Annotated in this window: 15 protein-coding genes; 4 read left to right on the plus strand and 11 right to left on the minus strand. The window is 71.9% G+C overall.

Translation table 11 applies throughout. The annotated features are described in order from the left end of the window. Positions 1–103: 103 nt before the first annotated feature. Together IF12_RS0109365 and IF12_RS0109370 are read right to left on the minus strand one after the other, a co-directional pair. Positions 104–1,816 (minus strand): SulP family inorganic anion transporter, encoded by a 1,713-nt coding sequence (locus IF12_RS0109365; RefSeq protein ID WP_030157289.1) that lies wholly within the window; start codon positions 1,814–1,816, stop codon positions 104–106. Then, positions 1,813–2,160, minus strand: coding sequence for a helix-turn-helix transcriptional regulator (locus tag IF12_RS0109370; protein WP_030157292.1), 348 nt, complete (start codon positions 2,158–2,160; stop codon positions 1,813–1,815). The genes IF12_RS0109365 and IF12_RS0109370 overlap by 4 nt, the downstream gene beginning before the upstream one ends. A 348-nt stretch (positions 2,161–2,508) precedes the next feature. On the opposite strand from IF12_RS0109370, the gene IF12_RS0109375 reads away from it, so the two are divergent. After that, on the plus strand, positions 2,509–2,877 hold the full coding sequence (locus IF12_RS0109375; RefSeq protein WP_030157294.1) for a hypothetical protein: 369 nt from the start codon (positions 2,509–2,511) through the stop codon (positions 2,875–2,877). Positions 2,878–2,937: 60 nt separating this feature from the next. Here the strand turns inward: IF12_RS0109375 and IF12_RS0109380 are convergent, their stop codons facing one another. Genes IF12_RS0109380 through IF12_RS0109390 form a run of 3 tightly spaced genes read right to left on the minus strand, consistent with a single transcriptional unit; the run spans position 2,938 to position 6,857 of the window. Further along, the gene (locus IF12_RS0109380; protein WP_030157297.1) at positions 2,938–5,025 is read right to left on the minus strand and encodes an iron ABC transporter permease; all 2,088 of its coding nucleotides are present in this window, start codon (positions 5,023–5,025) and stop codon (positions 2,938–2,940) included. Between the two features lie 5 nt (positions 5,026–5,030). Continuing rightward, positions 5,031–6,020, minus strand: a complete 990-nt coding sequence (locus IF12_RS0109385; protein WP_030157299.1) for an ABC transporter substrate-binding protein — start codon at positions 6,018–6,020, stop codon at positions 5,031–5,033. 12 nt (positions 6,021–6,032) lie between these two features. After that, positions 6,033–6,857 carry an ABC transporter ATP-binding protein gene (locus IF12_RS0109390; protein WP_030157302.1) on the minus strand — a complete coding sequence of 275 codons (825 nt, stop codon included), beginning with the start codon at positions 6,855–6,857 and terminating at the stop codon, positions 6,033–6,035. Positions 6,858–7,120: 263 nt separating this feature from the next. On the opposite strand from IF12_RS0109390, the gene IF12_RS0109395 reads away from it, so the two are divergent. Then, positions 7,121–7,396: a helix-turn-helix domain-containing protein gene (locus IF12_RS0109395; RefSeq protein ID WP_051704183.1), complete on the plus strand. Its 276-nt coding sequence runs from the start codon at positions 7,121–7,123 to the stop codon at positions 7,394–7,396. A 58-nt stretch (positions 7,397–7,454) separates the two neighbouring features. Here the strand turns inward: IF12_RS0109395 and IF12_RS0109400 are convergent, their stop codons facing one another. Together IF12_RS0109400 and IF12_RS0109405 are read right to left on the minus strand one after the other, a co-directional pair. Beyond that, positions 7,455–7,736: a Smr/MutS family protein gene (locus IF12_RS0109400; protein WP_030157306.1), complete on the minus strand. Its 282-nt coding sequence runs from the start codon at positions 7,734–7,736 to the stop codon at positions 7,455–7,457. 9 nt (positions 7,737–7,745) lie between these two features. Further along, on the minus strand, positions 7,746–8,663 hold the full coding sequence (locus IF12_RS0109405) for a cation diffusion facilitator family transporter (RefSeq protein ID WP_030157309.1): 918 nt from the start codon (positions 8,661–8,663) through the stop codon (positions 7,746–7,748). A gap of 388 nt (positions 8,664–9,051) precedes the next feature. On the opposite strand from IF12_RS0109405, the gene IF12_RS0109410 reads away from it, so the two are divergent. After that, positions 9,052–10,278: an MFS transporter gene (locus IF12_RS0109410; RefSeq protein ID WP_051704184.1), complete on the plus strand. Its 1,227-nt coding sequence runs from the start codon at positions 9,052–9,054 to the stop codon at positions 10,276–10,278. Here IF12_RS0109410 and IF12_RS0109415 read toward each other — a convergent pair. After that, the gene (locus tag IF12_RS0109415) at positions 10,275–10,895 is read right to left on the minus strand and encodes a hypothetical protein (protein ID WP_133884207.1); all 621 of its coding nucleotides are present in this window, start codon (positions 10,893–10,895) and stop codon (positions 10,275–10,277) included. The two genes, IF12_RS0109410 and IF12_RS0109415, sit on opposite strands and share 4 nt — an antisense overlap. A 141-nt stretch (positions 10,896–11,036) precedes the next feature. Further along, a complete protein-coding gene (locus IF12_RS0109420; RefSeq protein WP_030157315.1) occupies positions 11,037–12,011 on the minus strand; it encodes an AraC family transcriptional regulator in 975 nt (324 codons plus the stop codon). 129 nt (positions 12,012–12,140) lie between these two features. Here IF12_RS0109420 and IF12_RS0109425 point away from each other — a divergent pair, with 129 nt between their 5' ends. Further along, positions 12,141–12,569 (plus strand): DUF6069 family protein, encoded by a 429-nt coding sequence (locus tag IF12_RS0109425; protein ID WP_030157318.1) that lies wholly within the window; start codon positions 12,141–12,143, stop codon positions 12,567–12,569. Positions 12,570–12,618: 49 nt separating this feature from the next. Here the strand turns inward: IF12_RS0109425 and IF12_RS26580 are convergent, their stop codons facing one another. Together IF12_RS26580 and IF12_RS0109435 are read right to left on the minus strand one after the other, a co-directional pair. Continuing rightward, entirely contained in the window at positions 12,619–13,536 is a 918-nt protein-coding gene (locus IF12_RS26580) for a glycoside hydrolase family 19 protein (RefSeq protein WP_030157320.1), read from the minus strand. Between the two features lie 148 nt (positions 13,537–13,684). Beyond that, entirely contained in the window at positions 13,685–14,443 is a 759-nt protein-coding gene (locus tag IF12_RS0109435; protein WP_030157322.1) for a VOC family protein, read from the minus strand. Positions 14,444–14,639: the final 196 nt, after the last annotated feature.

The raw sequence follows: 14,639 nt of genomic DNA on the forward strand, positions 1-14,639 counted from the left end.
TATAGTCCTGTTGTGCCGCTTTGCGAATGATGGGGACCGTCGGTCCGCCACCGATCCTAGCGCGTTTGCGGAGGTCAGGACCCGCGCGGCGGTGAGCCGAACTTCACGCCGCGCGTCCGCGCGTCTCGGCCCGCTGCCCCGGCACCACCCCGATCTCGGCGAGGTGGCCGCGCGCCGCCGCGATCGCCCCGGGCGTTGCCTCGAAGACCTTGCCCTCCTTGCGGAGCCGGTCGAGCAGGTCGACGGCGGCGAGCGCCTTCCCGTGCTCGGGCCGCATCCCCGACAGGTAGACCTCGATGCCGCGGTGTTCGAGCCGCTCGACGGCGTCGCGCAGCACGAGCGCGCCGGTGGCGTCGATCGCGCTGATGCGCGAGAGCCGGATGATCACGACCCGGACGTCGGCCGTCTCGGACAGGGTGAGCAGGAACCGGTGTGCCGCGGCGAAGAACAGCGGTCCGTCGATGCGGTAGGCCACGATGTGCTCGGCCAGCAGCTCGTGCTCGGCGAGGTGGTGGTCGCCCTCTTGCAGCGGCACGGTCTCGATGCTCGCGGAGGCGGCGATCTTGCGCAGCGCGAACGCCCCGGCCACGACCAGGCCGCAGATGACCGCCCAGACCAGGTCCACCGCGATCGTCACCGCGGCGGTGAGCACGAGGATCACCGCGTCGGAGCGCGAGGCCCTCGCCAGCACCCGGACCGAGCCGACCTCGATCATGCGGACGGCGGTCGCCAGCAGGACCCCGGCGAGCGCCGCCAGCGGGACGTGGGCGACCAGCGGCGCGGCGGCGAGCATGATGAGCGCCAGCACGATCGCGTGCGTGAGCGCGGCGAGGCGCGAGGAGGCGCCGGAGCGGACGTTCACGGCGGTGCGGGCGATCGCGGCCGTGGCCGGGACGCCGCCGAACATCGGCGCGGCGATGTTGGCCAGGCCCTGGCCGAAGAGCTCGCGGTCGGGATCGTGCCGGGACCCGACGGTCATGCCGTCGGCCACGGTCGCCGACAGCAGCGACTCCAGTGCCGCGAGCGCGGCGACCGCGACCGCCGCCCCGGCGAGCCCGGGGATCGCGGACGGTTCGAGGAACGACAGCGACGGCGCCGGCAGTGTGGCGGGCAGTGCGCCGATGCGCGGTGTCTCCAAGTGCGCCAAGACGGTCGCGGCCGTGGCGACGACGACCGCCAAGAGCGAGAACGGGATCTGCGGTCGCCATTTGGCGCCGAGGAGCATCACGGCCGCGACGCCGACGGCGAGCGCGACCGCCGGCCAGGTCGGGGCCGCGGCGTAGTCGAGCACGGCGCTCCACGCGATGAGGGCGACCTTCTCGCCTTCGGGCGCGGGCACGCCGAGCGCGGCGGGGATCTGCTGGAGGAAGATCACCGCCGCGATGCCGACGGTGAAGCCTTCGACCACCGGCGCTGGGATGAGGCGCACGTACCTGCCGGCCTTGGCGAGCGCGAGTGCGATGAGCAGGAGCCCGGCCATGAGCCCGACGGTGAGGACGCCGCCCGGCCCGTACTGGGCGACGATGGGGACCAGGACGACGGTCATCGCGCCGGTCGGCCCGGACACCTGGAGGTTCGAGCCGCCGAAGATCGCGGCGACCGCGCCGGCGACGACGGCGGTGGCGAGCCCGGCCGCGGCGCCGAGGCCGGAGGCGACGCCGAAGCCGAGTGCGAGCGGCAGCGCGACGACCGCGACGGTGAGTCCGGCGAGCAGGTCGCGTCCGGGCGAGCGGCGGACCGTCGCGAGGTCGGCCCTGCCCGGCAGCAGGTCCCGCAGTCGGCGCCATGAGGCGCGAACCGCGTTGCGGCTGTTCACTTCCCGGCCGCCGCGGTGTCGGATTCGCGGAGCTCGTCGAGGAGTTCGGCCTGCCCGGCGAGCATCTCGGTGAGGATGCGCCGGGCGGCCCGCATCAGGTCGGCGACGTCGGGGCCGGCGAGCGCGTAGGTGACCGTCGAGCCTTCCCGTTCGGAGGTGACGATCCCGGCGCGGCGCAGCACCGCGAGCTGCTGGGAGAGGCTGGAGGCCTCGACGCCGGTGTCGGCCAGCAGTTCCCGCACGGGCTTGGGGCCCTCGCCGAGGAGTTCGAGCACCCGGATCCGGACCGGGTGGCCGAGCATCCGGAAGAACTCGGCCTTGACCTGGTACAGCGGAACCGGCATCGCGCACTCCCCATCACTCGACAACTTGAGTAATTGAATAATTCTTCAAGTCACTCATCGTAGGCGGTGTTCGCGATTGAGGCATCGGCCACGATCGCGGGCCGCCGCATTCGGTGTTTTCGGCGCGTCGTGGCGAAATGTCTGATTTTTGTAGGGTTCCGCAAGGCGGGATGCTTACGTCTTCGCTCGTGTCGCATACGTCGCCATGTCGGCCCTCCGCGGACCGTCGGATTCGCACAACGGGACCGCATTCGACGAGGACTGATTACCCATGGTGTGTTTGACTTCACGAGCAGTGAGCCTTAAATTTCCTTCCGAACCGATCCCCACCGATCGTATGGAGGAAATATGAACTGCCCCAAGGTTTTCGCCCCCACCGCCGGCCGACCTTCGCAGCGCGAGGCCGTGGACTACTCCAACTACTTCCTCAACGTCCTCGCCGGGCGCAAGGCCGCCGGCGACGCCCGCCTGCTCGCGACGGAGGCGGGTTGGTTGGCGTTCAACAGGGTCCGGCGGCGGGTCCCGACCCGCTTCAGCCGGGTGCGCGTGGTCCGCGCCGCCAGTCCGACCCGCGACTCCACCGAAGTGGTCGCGATGGTCGAGAACGGCTGCGCCCGCCAGGCGATGACGTTCACCTTCCGCGCCACCATGAACGGCTGGCGCCTCGACCACTGCGACCTCCTGGAAGCGAACCGCTTGACCCGAAGGCGTCGATGACCCTGCCCACCACTGGCGAAGGGCCGCCGAGCGATGCTCGGCGGCCTTCCGCGTTCACCGTCAGGCGGTTCGGGTTCTCGTTCTCCATAGGAGCCAGAGGAAGTACGGGGTTCCGATGAGGGCGCATACCAGGCCCGCGGGGATCTGGGCCGGGGCTATCACCGTGCGGCCCAAGGTGTCGGCGACGCTCACCAGGAGCACGCCGATCAGGATCGCCACCGGGAGCGTCCTGTGGCTCCGGCTTCCCACGAGGCCCCTCGCCAGGTGCGGGGCCACCAGGCCCACGAAGCCGATCACCCCCACCACCGCCACAGCGGCGGCGGTGAGCACCGCGGCCGAGCACAACAGGAGCAGCCTGGTGCGCTCCAAGCGGACGCCGAGCACGCGGGGCGTGTCGTCGTCCAGCGACAACAGGTCGATCTCCTTGCGGTGCACCAACACCAACGGCAGCACCAGCACCAATGCCACGACCAGCGGGAGGAGCCTGTCGGCGGTCCTGCCGTACGTGGTGCCCGACAGCCACGTCATCGCCTTCGGGGTGTTCCACGGGTCCGAGGCCAGGATGATCAGCGTGATCAGCGCCATCCCCAGCGACCAGACCCCGATGCCCACCAGGACCAGCCGCGCCGTGTCCAGCCCGCCCCGCCAAGAGATCGCGTAGACCAGCGCGAACGCGCCCAGCCCGCCGGCGGCCGCGAAGCCCGTGATCGCCCACGGCCCCGCCGAGGGCACCCAGGTGATGAGCGTGACCGCCCCGATCCCGGCCCCGGCGGTGACGCCGAGCAGCCCCGGCTCCGCGAGCGGATTGCGCAGCACCCCCTGCGTCACCGTGCCCGCGCACGCGAGCGCCGCCCCGGCCAGAATCGCCGCGAACACCCGCGGGAAGCGCTGGTCGATGATCCACGTGTAGCTCGCGCCGGTCTTGCCCGCGAGATAGTTGATCAGGTCGCCGCTCAGGAGCATCGTGTCCCCCGAGAGCATCCCGACCACGAGCGCCGTGAACGAGGCGGCGGCCAGGCCGCCCACGATCAGGGTGAAGGCCGGCCGGCCGCGCGCCGCCGCCCCGTGCAGGATCGCGGGCCGGTCGCCCGAGCCCGCACTGGTCACCGAGCGCGCCAGCCAGACCATGACGCCCGCGCCCAGGAGCGTGGTCGTGACGCCCACGGGGATCTCGATGCTCTTGTCGGCCCCGAACACGGCGCGGACGGCCAGGTCGGCGCCCACGATCACCAGAGCGCCGCACAAGGCGCTGAACGGGATCAGGAACCGGTGCGCGAGCAGCACCGGGAGCTTCTTCGCGATCTGGCGCGCGATCACCGGGGCCGCCAGGCCCACGAAGCCGATCGGCCCGGCCACCGTCACCGCGCACGCGGCCAGCAGCAGCGAGCAGACCACCGCGACCAGGCGCGTGCGCCGCACGTGCACGCCGAGACTCGCCGCCGTGTCGTCGCCCAGACGCAGCAGGTCCAGGCGCGGGGCCGCGAGCACGGCCGTGACGACCGCCAGCAGCACGAGCGGGGCCGCCTGGGCCGCCGTGCCGAACCCGGCGAGGTTGAGACTGCCCGAGCCCCAGGCGAACAGACCCGTCGTCTGCTCCTGGAACAGCAGGATCAGCAGCGACACCAGGGAGTTCCCGGCCATCGCGGTCGCCGAGCCGGCGAGGATCAGCCGCGTCGTGCTCGACTCGCCGCCGCCCGCCGACAGCGCCATCACCAGACCCGCCGTCAGCAGCGCCCCGGTGAAGGCCACGCCGATGCTCGACAGGAACGGGAGCGAGATCCCGAACGCCGCCACGGCGGTCACGGCCAGGTACGCCCCGGCGTTCACCGCGAGCGTGTCCGGACTCGCCAGCGCGTTGCGCGCCACCGACTGGAGCAGCACGCCGGAGGCGCCGAGGGCGATGCCGACCAGGACCGCCCCGGTCAGCCGCGGCAGCCGCGCCCCCTGGAGCACGTTCCACACGCTCGCGTCGGCCGAACCGGTGAGCAGCCGCACCAGGTCGCCCGCGTCGACCGCGGAGGTGCCCTGGGTCAGGTGGAGGGCCGCCAGAGCGACCAGGGCACCGATCCCGATGGCGAAGACCGCCGCGGCTGTGAGCAGCCGCGGGGCCTTCCGGGTCGGAGCCTCCGGTCGCGCCGGCGGGCTCAGCGTGCTCAACTCGCGTAGACCTCGGCGATGGCGTCGAGGATCGCCTCGGAGGACTTGGGGCCGCCGAACATCCAGATGCCCTGCGGCATCTCGTAGACGTCGCCGTTCTGGACGAAGCTCAGGCCCTCCCAGATCGCGTTGCCGGCGAGGACCTCGGTGAAGATGTCGCTGCCGTCGGCGTTGTTGAAGATGAACCGCATCTCGGTGTCGGTGTACTGGGCCAGGCCCTCGACGTCGGTGCCGCCCAGGCCCCACACGCCGTCGGTCTCGCCGGTCCAGGCGTTCTCGAGGCCCGCCGCGTCCGCGAGCGAGCCGACGAGGGAACCGGTGCCGAAGGGCCGCACGGAGACCGCGTCGCCCTCGACCCAGCCGTCGGCGAACAGGAACGGGAGGTCGCCGGTGCCGGCGGCCTCGATGGTCGCGGCGGTCTCGGCGATCTTGGCCTCGAGCTCGCCCCAGAGCGCGGCGGCCTCGGGGGTCTTGCCGAGCAGTTCGGCGATCATGTCGACGTCGCGCTTCATGCGGGCGAGGTTGTCGTTCTCGCTGGAGCCCTCGACGACCAGGACGGGCACGAACTCCTCGATCGCGGCGATGTGGGCCTCGTCGTCGGTCTCCATGATCACGAGGTCGGCGCCGAGCCCGGCGATGGCGTCGATGGAGGGCTCCTGGCGGGTGCCGACGTCGGTGGCGGTGTCGTCGACCGGCACCGAGCCGCCCACCCAGAGGTTGTAGCCCTCGAGGTCGGCCACGCCCACGGGCGTGACGCCGAGGCTGGCGACGATCTCGACCTCGGCCCATTCGAGCGTGACGACCTTCTCGGCGGGGGCGTCGAGTTCGACGGTGCGCCCGAGGAAGTCGGTGACCGAGACCGGGCCGGCCTCGGAGGCGGCCTTGTCGCCGTCGCCGGCCTCCTCGGTGGTGCCGCACGCGGACATGGCGATCACGGCTGCGAGTGCCGCGGGCACGGCGAATCGCTTGAGGTGGGGATGCTGCATCGGGTTCCTTCGTCAGTCGGCGGTGCTGCCCGCGAACCGGTGGCTGTGTCGGCCGATCGGTCGCGCGGAGAGCAGTCCGGTGTTGGGATCGGCGTCGACGCGGATGTCGATGCCGTAGGCGGCGGTGAGGTTCTCTGCGGTGAGGACCTCCGCCGGGGTGCCGGCCGCTTTGACGCGGCCGTCGTGGAGGAGGACGGCGCGGTCGGCGACCGCGGCGGCCTGGTCGAGGTCGTGCAGGACCACGCCGACGGCGGTGCCGTGGTCGTCGGCGAGGTCGCGGATGAGGTCGAGGATCTCGACCTGGTAGCGCAGGTCCAGGTAGGTGGTGGGCTCGTCGAGCAGGAGCACGGCGGTGTCCTGGGCGAGGCAGGAGGCGAGCCAGACGCGCTGGCGTTCGCCGCCGGAGAGGGCTTCGACGCCGCGGTCGGCCATGTGTTCGACGCCGCAGATCTCCATGGCGCGCCGGATCTTCGCGGGGCCTTCGGCGTCGCCGTGGCGCCAGCGCCCGCGGTGGGGGTGGCGGCCGTAGCCGACGACGTCGACGACGCGGATGCCGCCGGGGGTGGGCCGGGACTGGGCAAGGAGGGAGACGCGGCGGGCGAAGTCCTTGGGGCTGAGGGCGGTCGCGTCGGCGCCGTCGGGGAATTCGACGCTGCCCTGGTCGGGCTTGTGGAGGCGCGCGAGGGACCGCAGGAGGGTGGACTTGCCCGAGCCGTTGGGGCCGAGGAGGGCGGTGACGGCGCCGGGGGGCAGGTCGATGTCGGCGTCGTGCACCACGGTGGTGCCGAAGTAGGCGAGGCGGAGGGCGCGGCCGCTCAGTCCGGCGTCATCTGGCATGTAGGCAAGGCTAACCTATCTGGTTTTCGACGGCATCTCGGCTGGTCAGCGTCCCGCGATGCGGCCTCGACGTGCGGTTTCGAGGCGGTGAATTCCGTTCGCGCCCAAATGGATCACTCGCCGGTGAGGACGCGCACACCACGCGTAAGAGTGAATTCCCGCGCGGCACTCTGGACTTGACCGTGCCGGGTGGGGTCGACTGGTCCTAGGCGCCGTCCTGCCGATGCACCCCGTGTCGGCGCGGGGCGCCAGAGAGGACGAACATGACACCGAATGCGAAGGTGGGGCCTTCGAGTGTCGTCATCGACGAGATCTGGACGGTCGAGCGCGTCAAGTCGCTCGGCGTGATGACGAATGTCGAGACGGCCGCGCAGATCCTGGGGATCGGCCGGACGGTCGCTTACCGGCTGGCGAAGGACGGCGACTTTCCCGTCCAGGTCCTTCGGATCGGCCACAGTTACCGGGTACCGGTGCTGCGGCTGCTCGAGCTGCTCGGGGCGCCCGAATCGACGAACGAGCGCGACCGGATGATCAACTAGCGAACGCGAGGCGGCGGCGCGACCCAGGGGGAGGGGTGCGCCGCCGCTGTCGTGCTTCTCAGCGCTTCCTGCGCTTGTCCTTGCTCTGGTGGCGGAAGTGCACGAAGAGCCGCCCGAAGTTCTTCGAGTCCTTGTCCACCCGGTGGTACAGGGCCTTGACCTCCTTCTGGTCGAGGAACCTGAGCACCTTCTTCTTGAGCTGGCCCGAGCCCTTGCCGGGGATGATCTCCACGAGGTCGATCTTCTTGGCGACCGCCTCGTCGATGACCTCCCGCAGGGCCTTCTCGATCAGCCCGCCCTTGTTGTAGATGTCGTGCAGGTCCAGCACCAGTTTCGCCATGGCCCGACCCTATGCCCCGGTGCGGGGGATGTCCGGCTCGATGTAGATGAGCTTCGCGGTGGGGACGGCGGCGCGGATGCGCGCCTCGGCGGCGTCGATCTCGGCGGCGACCTGCTCGCCGGTCTCGGAGGTGCCGATGCCGATCTTCGCGGCCACCAGCAGCTCGTCGGGGCCGATGTGCAGGGTCTTGAGGTGGATGAGGGTGTTCGCGTCGTCCTCGTTGATGGCCGCCTCGATCGCGGCGATGTCCTCGTGGGTGGCCGACTCGCCGATGAGCATCGAGCGGATCTCGATGGCCAGGACGACGGCGATGCACACCAGCAGCAGGCCGATGACGAGCGTGCCGATCGCGTCCCACACGACGTTCCCGGTGATCATCGACAGTCCCACGCCCAGGAGCGCGGCGACGAGGCCGACGAGCGCGCCGATGTCCTCCAAGAGGATCACCGGCAGCTCGGGCGAGCGCGAGCCCTTGATGAACCGCACCCAGGACTGGTTGCCGCGCACCGCGTTGGACTCCTTGACGGCCGTGCGCAGCGAGAACGACTCCAGGATGATCGCCACGACCAGGACGATGACGGCCACGATGGGCGTCTCCAGGCCGTGCCCCTGGTCGGAGAGCTTGTGGTAGCCCTCGTAGAGGGCGTAGACGCCGCCGATGGAGAACAGGACGATCGAGACGATGAACGCGTAGATGTAGCGTTCGCGCCCGTAGCCGAACGGGTGGGCCGGACTGGCGGCCTTGCGGGAGGCCTTGCCGCCGATGAGGAGCAGGACCTGGTTGGCCGCGTCGGCCACCGAGTGGACGCCCTCGGCGAGCATCGACGCCGAACCGGTGATCCCGGCCGCGATGAACTTGCTGATCGCGATGCCCGTGTTCGCGGCCAGAGCCGCGACGATCGCCTTGGTGCCGCCTTCTGCTGACATCGGCCCGTCGTTCCTTCCGTTGGCGCGCGCCCGGTGCGTGCGACGCTGACTGAGTGTGTCACGCCTGCGCAACCCCCCTGCTTCGACGAGGCCGCCGGGCCGGCGGTAACGCACGAGACAGGTCTTCGCGCTTCCGCGAGGGCCGCGGGCGCTGGTACCGTTGGAGGCAAGTTGACGCCCCGGAGGCACCGCCTCCGGTCAGGGCGCACGCGCGTACACCGCCAAGGGGAGCCCGCTCCCCGGCCGGAGGCCTCACCGAGGCGCTCGGCCCCTGTGCACGCGGCGCCCCGCGTCACCGAGCACGGACCGAGTGGTGGACCGGTTCCGGCTGAAGACCCGTCCGGGTCTTGCCGAGAACCGAACGCTTCGAACCACTTGGAGTGCCGCCGTGACCGCCCTCGACCATTCGCTCGCCCCTTCGCCGAGCGCCCTTCCCTCCACCGACGCCGCGCCCGAGCGCGCCACGCCCAGGCAGTGGCTGGCCGTCGCGGCCGTCGCCCTCGGCGTCTTCGCCGTCATGACCTCCGAAGTCCTGCCCGTGGGGCTGCTCACCCCGATCGGCTCGGCGCTGGGCGTCAGCGCCGGCACCGCCGGCCTCATGGTCACCGTCCCCGGGCTCGTGGCCGCCGTCGCCGCGCCCGTCAGCATCGTCGTCACCCGCCGGCTCGACCGGCGCCTGGTGCTCATCGGCCTGGCCGTGCTCGTCGCCGGGGCGAACATCGGCGCGGCCACCGCCGGCACCTTCGAGCAGCTCCTGGCCGCCCGCGTCCTCGTCGGGCTCTCGATCGGCGCGTTCTGGGCCGTCGCCGGCGGCATCGCGCTGCGCCTGGTGCCCGCGCGGGACGTGCCGCGCGCGACCGCGGCCGTCTACGGCGGCATCGGCGCGGCCACCGTCCTCGGCGTCCCCGCCGGGACGCTCATCGGCGACCACTTCGGCTGGCGCGCGGCCCTGTGGGCCCTCGCCGGGCTCGCCGTCCTCGTCATGGTCGCGCTCACGCTCCTGGTGCCCCGGCTCCCGTCGAACACCTCGGTCTCCTTCGCCTCGCTGCCGAGGCTGGTGCGGCGCAACAAGACCGTGCGCACCGGCCTGGCCCTGACGTTCTTCATCGTCACCGGGCACTTCATCGCCTACACGTTCATCAGCCCGATTCTCCAGGGCAACGGGATCGCCGCCTCGCAGGTGAGCCTCTTGCTCCTGGCCTTCGGTGCGGCGGCGCTGGTCGCCACGGTCGCCTCGGGCTCGCTCATCGGCGGCCACCTGCGCGCCACGCTCGCCGGGCTCGGCATCGCCATGGCGGTCGGCATGGCGCTCATGGCCTTCGCCGTCGGCGACCTGTTCTCGGCGACCGCGGTGCTCCTGCTGTGGGGCGCGGGCTACGGCCTGGTCTCCCCGGCGGTGCAGACCTGGTTCATGAAGGCCGTCGACCCCGGCGAGGTCGAGGTCGCGACCTCGCTGAACACGGTCATGTTCAACCTGTCGATCGCGGCGGGGTCCTTCGCCGGGGGCTTCGTCGTGGACGCGACCGCCCCGAGGGGGGTCCTGTGGATCGGCGCCGCCCTGCTCGTCCCGGTGGTCCTCATCGCCGCCAAGGGGATGCGTTCGCGCAGGGCCTAACCCCGGGCGCTGAGGCGCAGCCCGACCAGGAGCCACGCGAGGCCCGCCTGGCCCTCGGTCGCCGCCCACGTGAGGACCGGCGCGGACGGCTCGCCCAGGGCCAGTCCGAGGCCGACGCCGATGAGCAGGACCGGCAGGCCCGCGGCCAGCGGGACCGCGACGATTCGCGGCACGCTGCCCGCCCGCAGGCACGCCAGGCCGAGCACGGTCGCGCCCGCGTACATCAGGTGCGCCAGCGACCACGCGGGGATGCCCGCGATCGCCACGATCCCTTCGGCCGCTTCGGGAAGCGCCGGCCCGATGAGGTTCACCAGGTACCCGACGATCGTCGCGACCAGTCCGATCCTGATCAGCCCCGTGCCCCAGGAACCGAGGCGGCCCAAGGACTCCCCGCGCACGAACGCGTTCATCCCGACCAGCACGCACGCCACCGCCGCCAGACCGGCCGCATTGGACACCAGGTACCCAATGGTGCCGGGCGGCGCGTCCGCGACGTATCCGGCGGCGGCGAACACGACCGCGCCCGCCGCCATCGCCACGCCCGCGGCCCGGACTCTCGACTCCGGGCCCGCGGTGCGATCATCGGTCCATTGGGCCTGCACTATCCGGGACTGCATCAGCTCGGTCTCCTCCGGCTCATCAGGGCTCCGCGCCCTGCAACCCGATGCTCCCGTCCCGGCGATCGCAACGGCCTCCCCCGTAGGGGCCGAAGCGATCCCCCGCCCGAGGGAGCCCGGCACGCCTTGGGCGGCAACGGCTCAGGCGACCAAGGCGGGTTCGGGCCGGAGCAGAGCCGGGAGCTCGGAGGGCTCGCACGTGGGCGCCTCCCTGCGGAACCGCCCCGGCGGCCTGCCGAAGTCGCGTTTGAACGCGGCGGCGAAGGCGAACTCGGAGGCGTACCCGACCTGCCGGGCCACCGCGGCCAGCGGCAGGTCGGTGTCGGCGAGCAGCCGCGCCGCGAGCGTCAGGCGCCACGAGGTCAGGTAGTTCAGCGGCGGCCTGCCGACCAGCCCGGTGAACCGGCGCGAGAACGCCGAACGCGACAGGCCCGCGACCTCGCCCAGCGAAGCGACCGTCCACTGCCTCGCCGGATCGGCGTGGATCGCCTCCAGCGCCGCCGTGACCGGCCGGTCCGCGAGCGCCGCGGCCCACCCGCCGAACCCGCAGTCGCGCGTTCCCGGGTCGAGCGTCGCCCGCAGCAGGTACATCAGCACCGCGTCGAGCAGCGCTCGCACCAGCGTGTCGCCGCCGCTGCGCTCGGCGCGCAATTCGTTGTCCAGCATGGCGATCGCCCCGGCCAGCTCCGGCCGCGCCCGCGGATCGGACCTGACGTGCACGAACTCGGGCAGCGAGCCGATCAGCGGGTGCGTGCGGCCGGGCGCGAGCTCGTAGGCCACGCACAGCAGCACGTGCGAGGCCGCCGGATCGTCGGACCGGATCACCGTCCCGGCCGGCCCGCCCTCGCCGGCGCAGGGCGGCCCCGGCGGCGTGCCCGGCGCGTCGGCGACGGTGTGCTCGGCGCCGCGGGGCACCACGACCGCGTCGCCCTCGGCCAACGCGATCGTCTCGCCCGAAGGCGCGGTCAGGACCGCCTCGCCGCGCACCAGGATCTGGATCCCGAACCCGCCGGAGCGGTCGCGGCGGTGGCTCGACCATGGTGCGACCGAGGGGAACCGGGCCGCGAACGGGCGGCCGGTCCGCAGCACGGTGAGTACATCGCTGAGCACGTCCATGCCGCGAGCCTAACGGGTGCAGGACGATCGCGTATGAACCGAGGACGCTCGCCGATGGGCGGAGCGCCCGCGCTCCCGTAGGTTCGGGGCAGAACCCCCGATCCCGACTCACCACAGTGGAGACACCACATGTCCGAAGCAGATGCCAAGACCCGCAACGCCGCACCGGTCTGGCGCACCCGGCTCCTCGCGCTGATCGCGGCCGCCGTCGGCGCCGCCGCGGTCGGCGTGATCGCCTCGCTGAGCGGCGCCGAGATGGTGGCGGCCAACCCCGGCCAGGACCCGATGGCGATCGGACCGGTGGTCGCGCTCGTCGCCGCGCTGATCGCGGGCGGCCTCGGCTGGCTCGCCCGGGCCCTCCTCGACCGGTTCGCGCCCCGCAGGGCCGCGGTGGTCTGGCTCGTCGGCGCCGCGGTCGTCTTCCTCGTCCAGCTCTTCCCGCCGCTGGTCACCGAGGCCTCGACCGGCACCAAGGCCGCCTTGCTGCTGATGCACGTGGTCGTGGCCGCGATCCTGGTCCCCGTCCTCGGCGCCCGCCGCAAGGACCGCGAGGCCTGAGCCGCAAGGCGAAGCGGGCCGGCCGCATCGACCGGCCCGCTTCGCGTCCTCAGCAGTAGAGGTTGCCGCCGGGGGCGACGCCCAGGATGCCGGTGAAGCCCTGGTAGAGGGTCACGCGGCTCTGGACCTGCGCGGGGTTGCCGCCGTCGCATTCGATGGCGCCGTTGATGGAGCGAATGGACTCGCCGAACCCGGCGCCGGTCGTCATCGCCGTGTGGCCCGACATGGAGCCGGGGCCGCTCTGGGTGTTCCAGTACCAGAGCGCGGTCTGCCAGGCGACCGTCGGGTCCTGCTCGACCAGCCACGGGTTGGTCAGCAGCGGCAGGCCGAGCGCGGCGCCGGCGGCGTTGTAGTTGAAGTTCCAGCTCAACTGGACCGGGCCGCGACCGTAATAGGCGTCGTTGCCCGCCGGGCAGCCGTAGGGCTGGCCCGAGTCGCAGTAGTGCGGGTAGTTCGCCTGGTTCTGCTCCACGATGTGGACCAGGCCGCCGGTCTCGTGCGAGGCGTTCGCGAGGAACGCCGCGACCTCCTGGCGGGCGACGGTGTCGCCGCCGGTGTTGCCGAAGGCCGGGAACGAGGCGGTCGCGTTGATGAAGCCCTGGTAGGTGTAGAAGGAGTTCCGGTTCGGGAACATCTGGTTGAACTGGGCCTCGGAGACGACGGCGCCGGACGGGTCGGGGCCGGGGTCGCCGGGGCCCGAGCCGCCGCCGCAGGCGACCGGGTCGCGCCATACGCCCCACTCGCCGGTGGTGCCGGGGGTCTCGCCCTGGGTCCACCACTGGGCGGTCCAGTTCTGGCCGTTGTGGGACGCGACATTGCCCTGGGTGTAGACGGCACCGGCGTTCCACGGTGCGGCGCAGGCGGTTTGGGCGCTGGCGGCCGATGCGGACACGCCGGTGGCGAGCGCCAGCGCGAGGGCGAGGGAGCCGAGCAGTGCCATGAGTCGGCGGTGAGGTCGTCGGGACATGGGTTCACCTCTAATCCATAAGGAAGCTTTACTTATAGATAAAGGTAACTTTCACGGCGCAACGGCACAAGACTCCAGAAGCGACAGATTTCAAAGATCGCGGACACCCCACGCTCCCGCGAACGGCCGCAAGGCGAAACGCCCGGTGTCAACGCCGTAAAGGGCGCGGGAGCGAATCGGGGTCCCGGTCGGTGAGGCAGTACGCGAACCCCGCCGGGTCGCGCATGACCTGCCAGTGCCGGTGCGTGCGCACCGGCACTGCACCGAAACCCACGTGCCGCTCGGTCTCGGCCGCGACGTCCGAGCAGGACAGGTCGATGTGCGCCGCGGCGGCCCGGCCCTCCTCGGCCTCGTCGAGTCGCTGAAGCAGAAACCGCAGCGGCAGCTCAGGGGGCGTGAGGAGACGGCGGTACGCCGGGTCGTTCGTGCCCGCCCTCGGCCAGCCGGTCATCGACTGCCAGAACGACAGCTCGTGGTCGAAGTCCTGCGGCGGAACGTCCACGCACAACTGATCGGTGCGGGTGCGCCCGCCGGCCCACGCGATCGAGGCCGGGACCTTCACTTCCCCGAGGTGCTCGACCACGCAGAACGCGAAGCCGCTGGGCGAGTGCAGGACCACCAGGCCCGGCTCGCGGTGGACGAGGCTCGCGCCGAGCACCTGGGCGCGCTCGGCCTCGGCCTCCACATCGTCCACGTGCAAGTCGAGATGGTTGCCGCCCTTGCCCTCTCGCACGCGCTGGACGCGCAGATACGGGTCGCCCTCGGCGGGACGCAGCGTCGCGAACGCCCCGTCGGGGCCGCGCCGGGGCGAGAGCGTCGACGCCGTCACCTTGAGCCAGAAGGCCGTACCCTCCTCGAAGCCCTCGGCGGGGAAGTCCCAGAACGCGGTAGTCCATCGGATCGCCATCCCCCGAGCCTATGCCGCCGCCGGCCCCCGAAGGCGCCCTCAACCTGAAACGCGACAGTTCCTCGATGAACTCGGACACCGCCGCGCCGCCCCCGGCCCCTCCACAGCGACCCCTGGTACCGGGTGGGGATCGGGGGGTCCGACTGCGGCAGTAGTACTCAGGTACGACGTTTCGGCTGATCAGAGGGTGTGGTTA

This window comes from Glycomyces sp. NRRL B-16210 (genome assembly GCF_000719515.1).
GTDB lineage: Bacteria > Actinomycetota > Actinomycetes > Mycobacteriales > Micromonosporaceae > Glycomyces.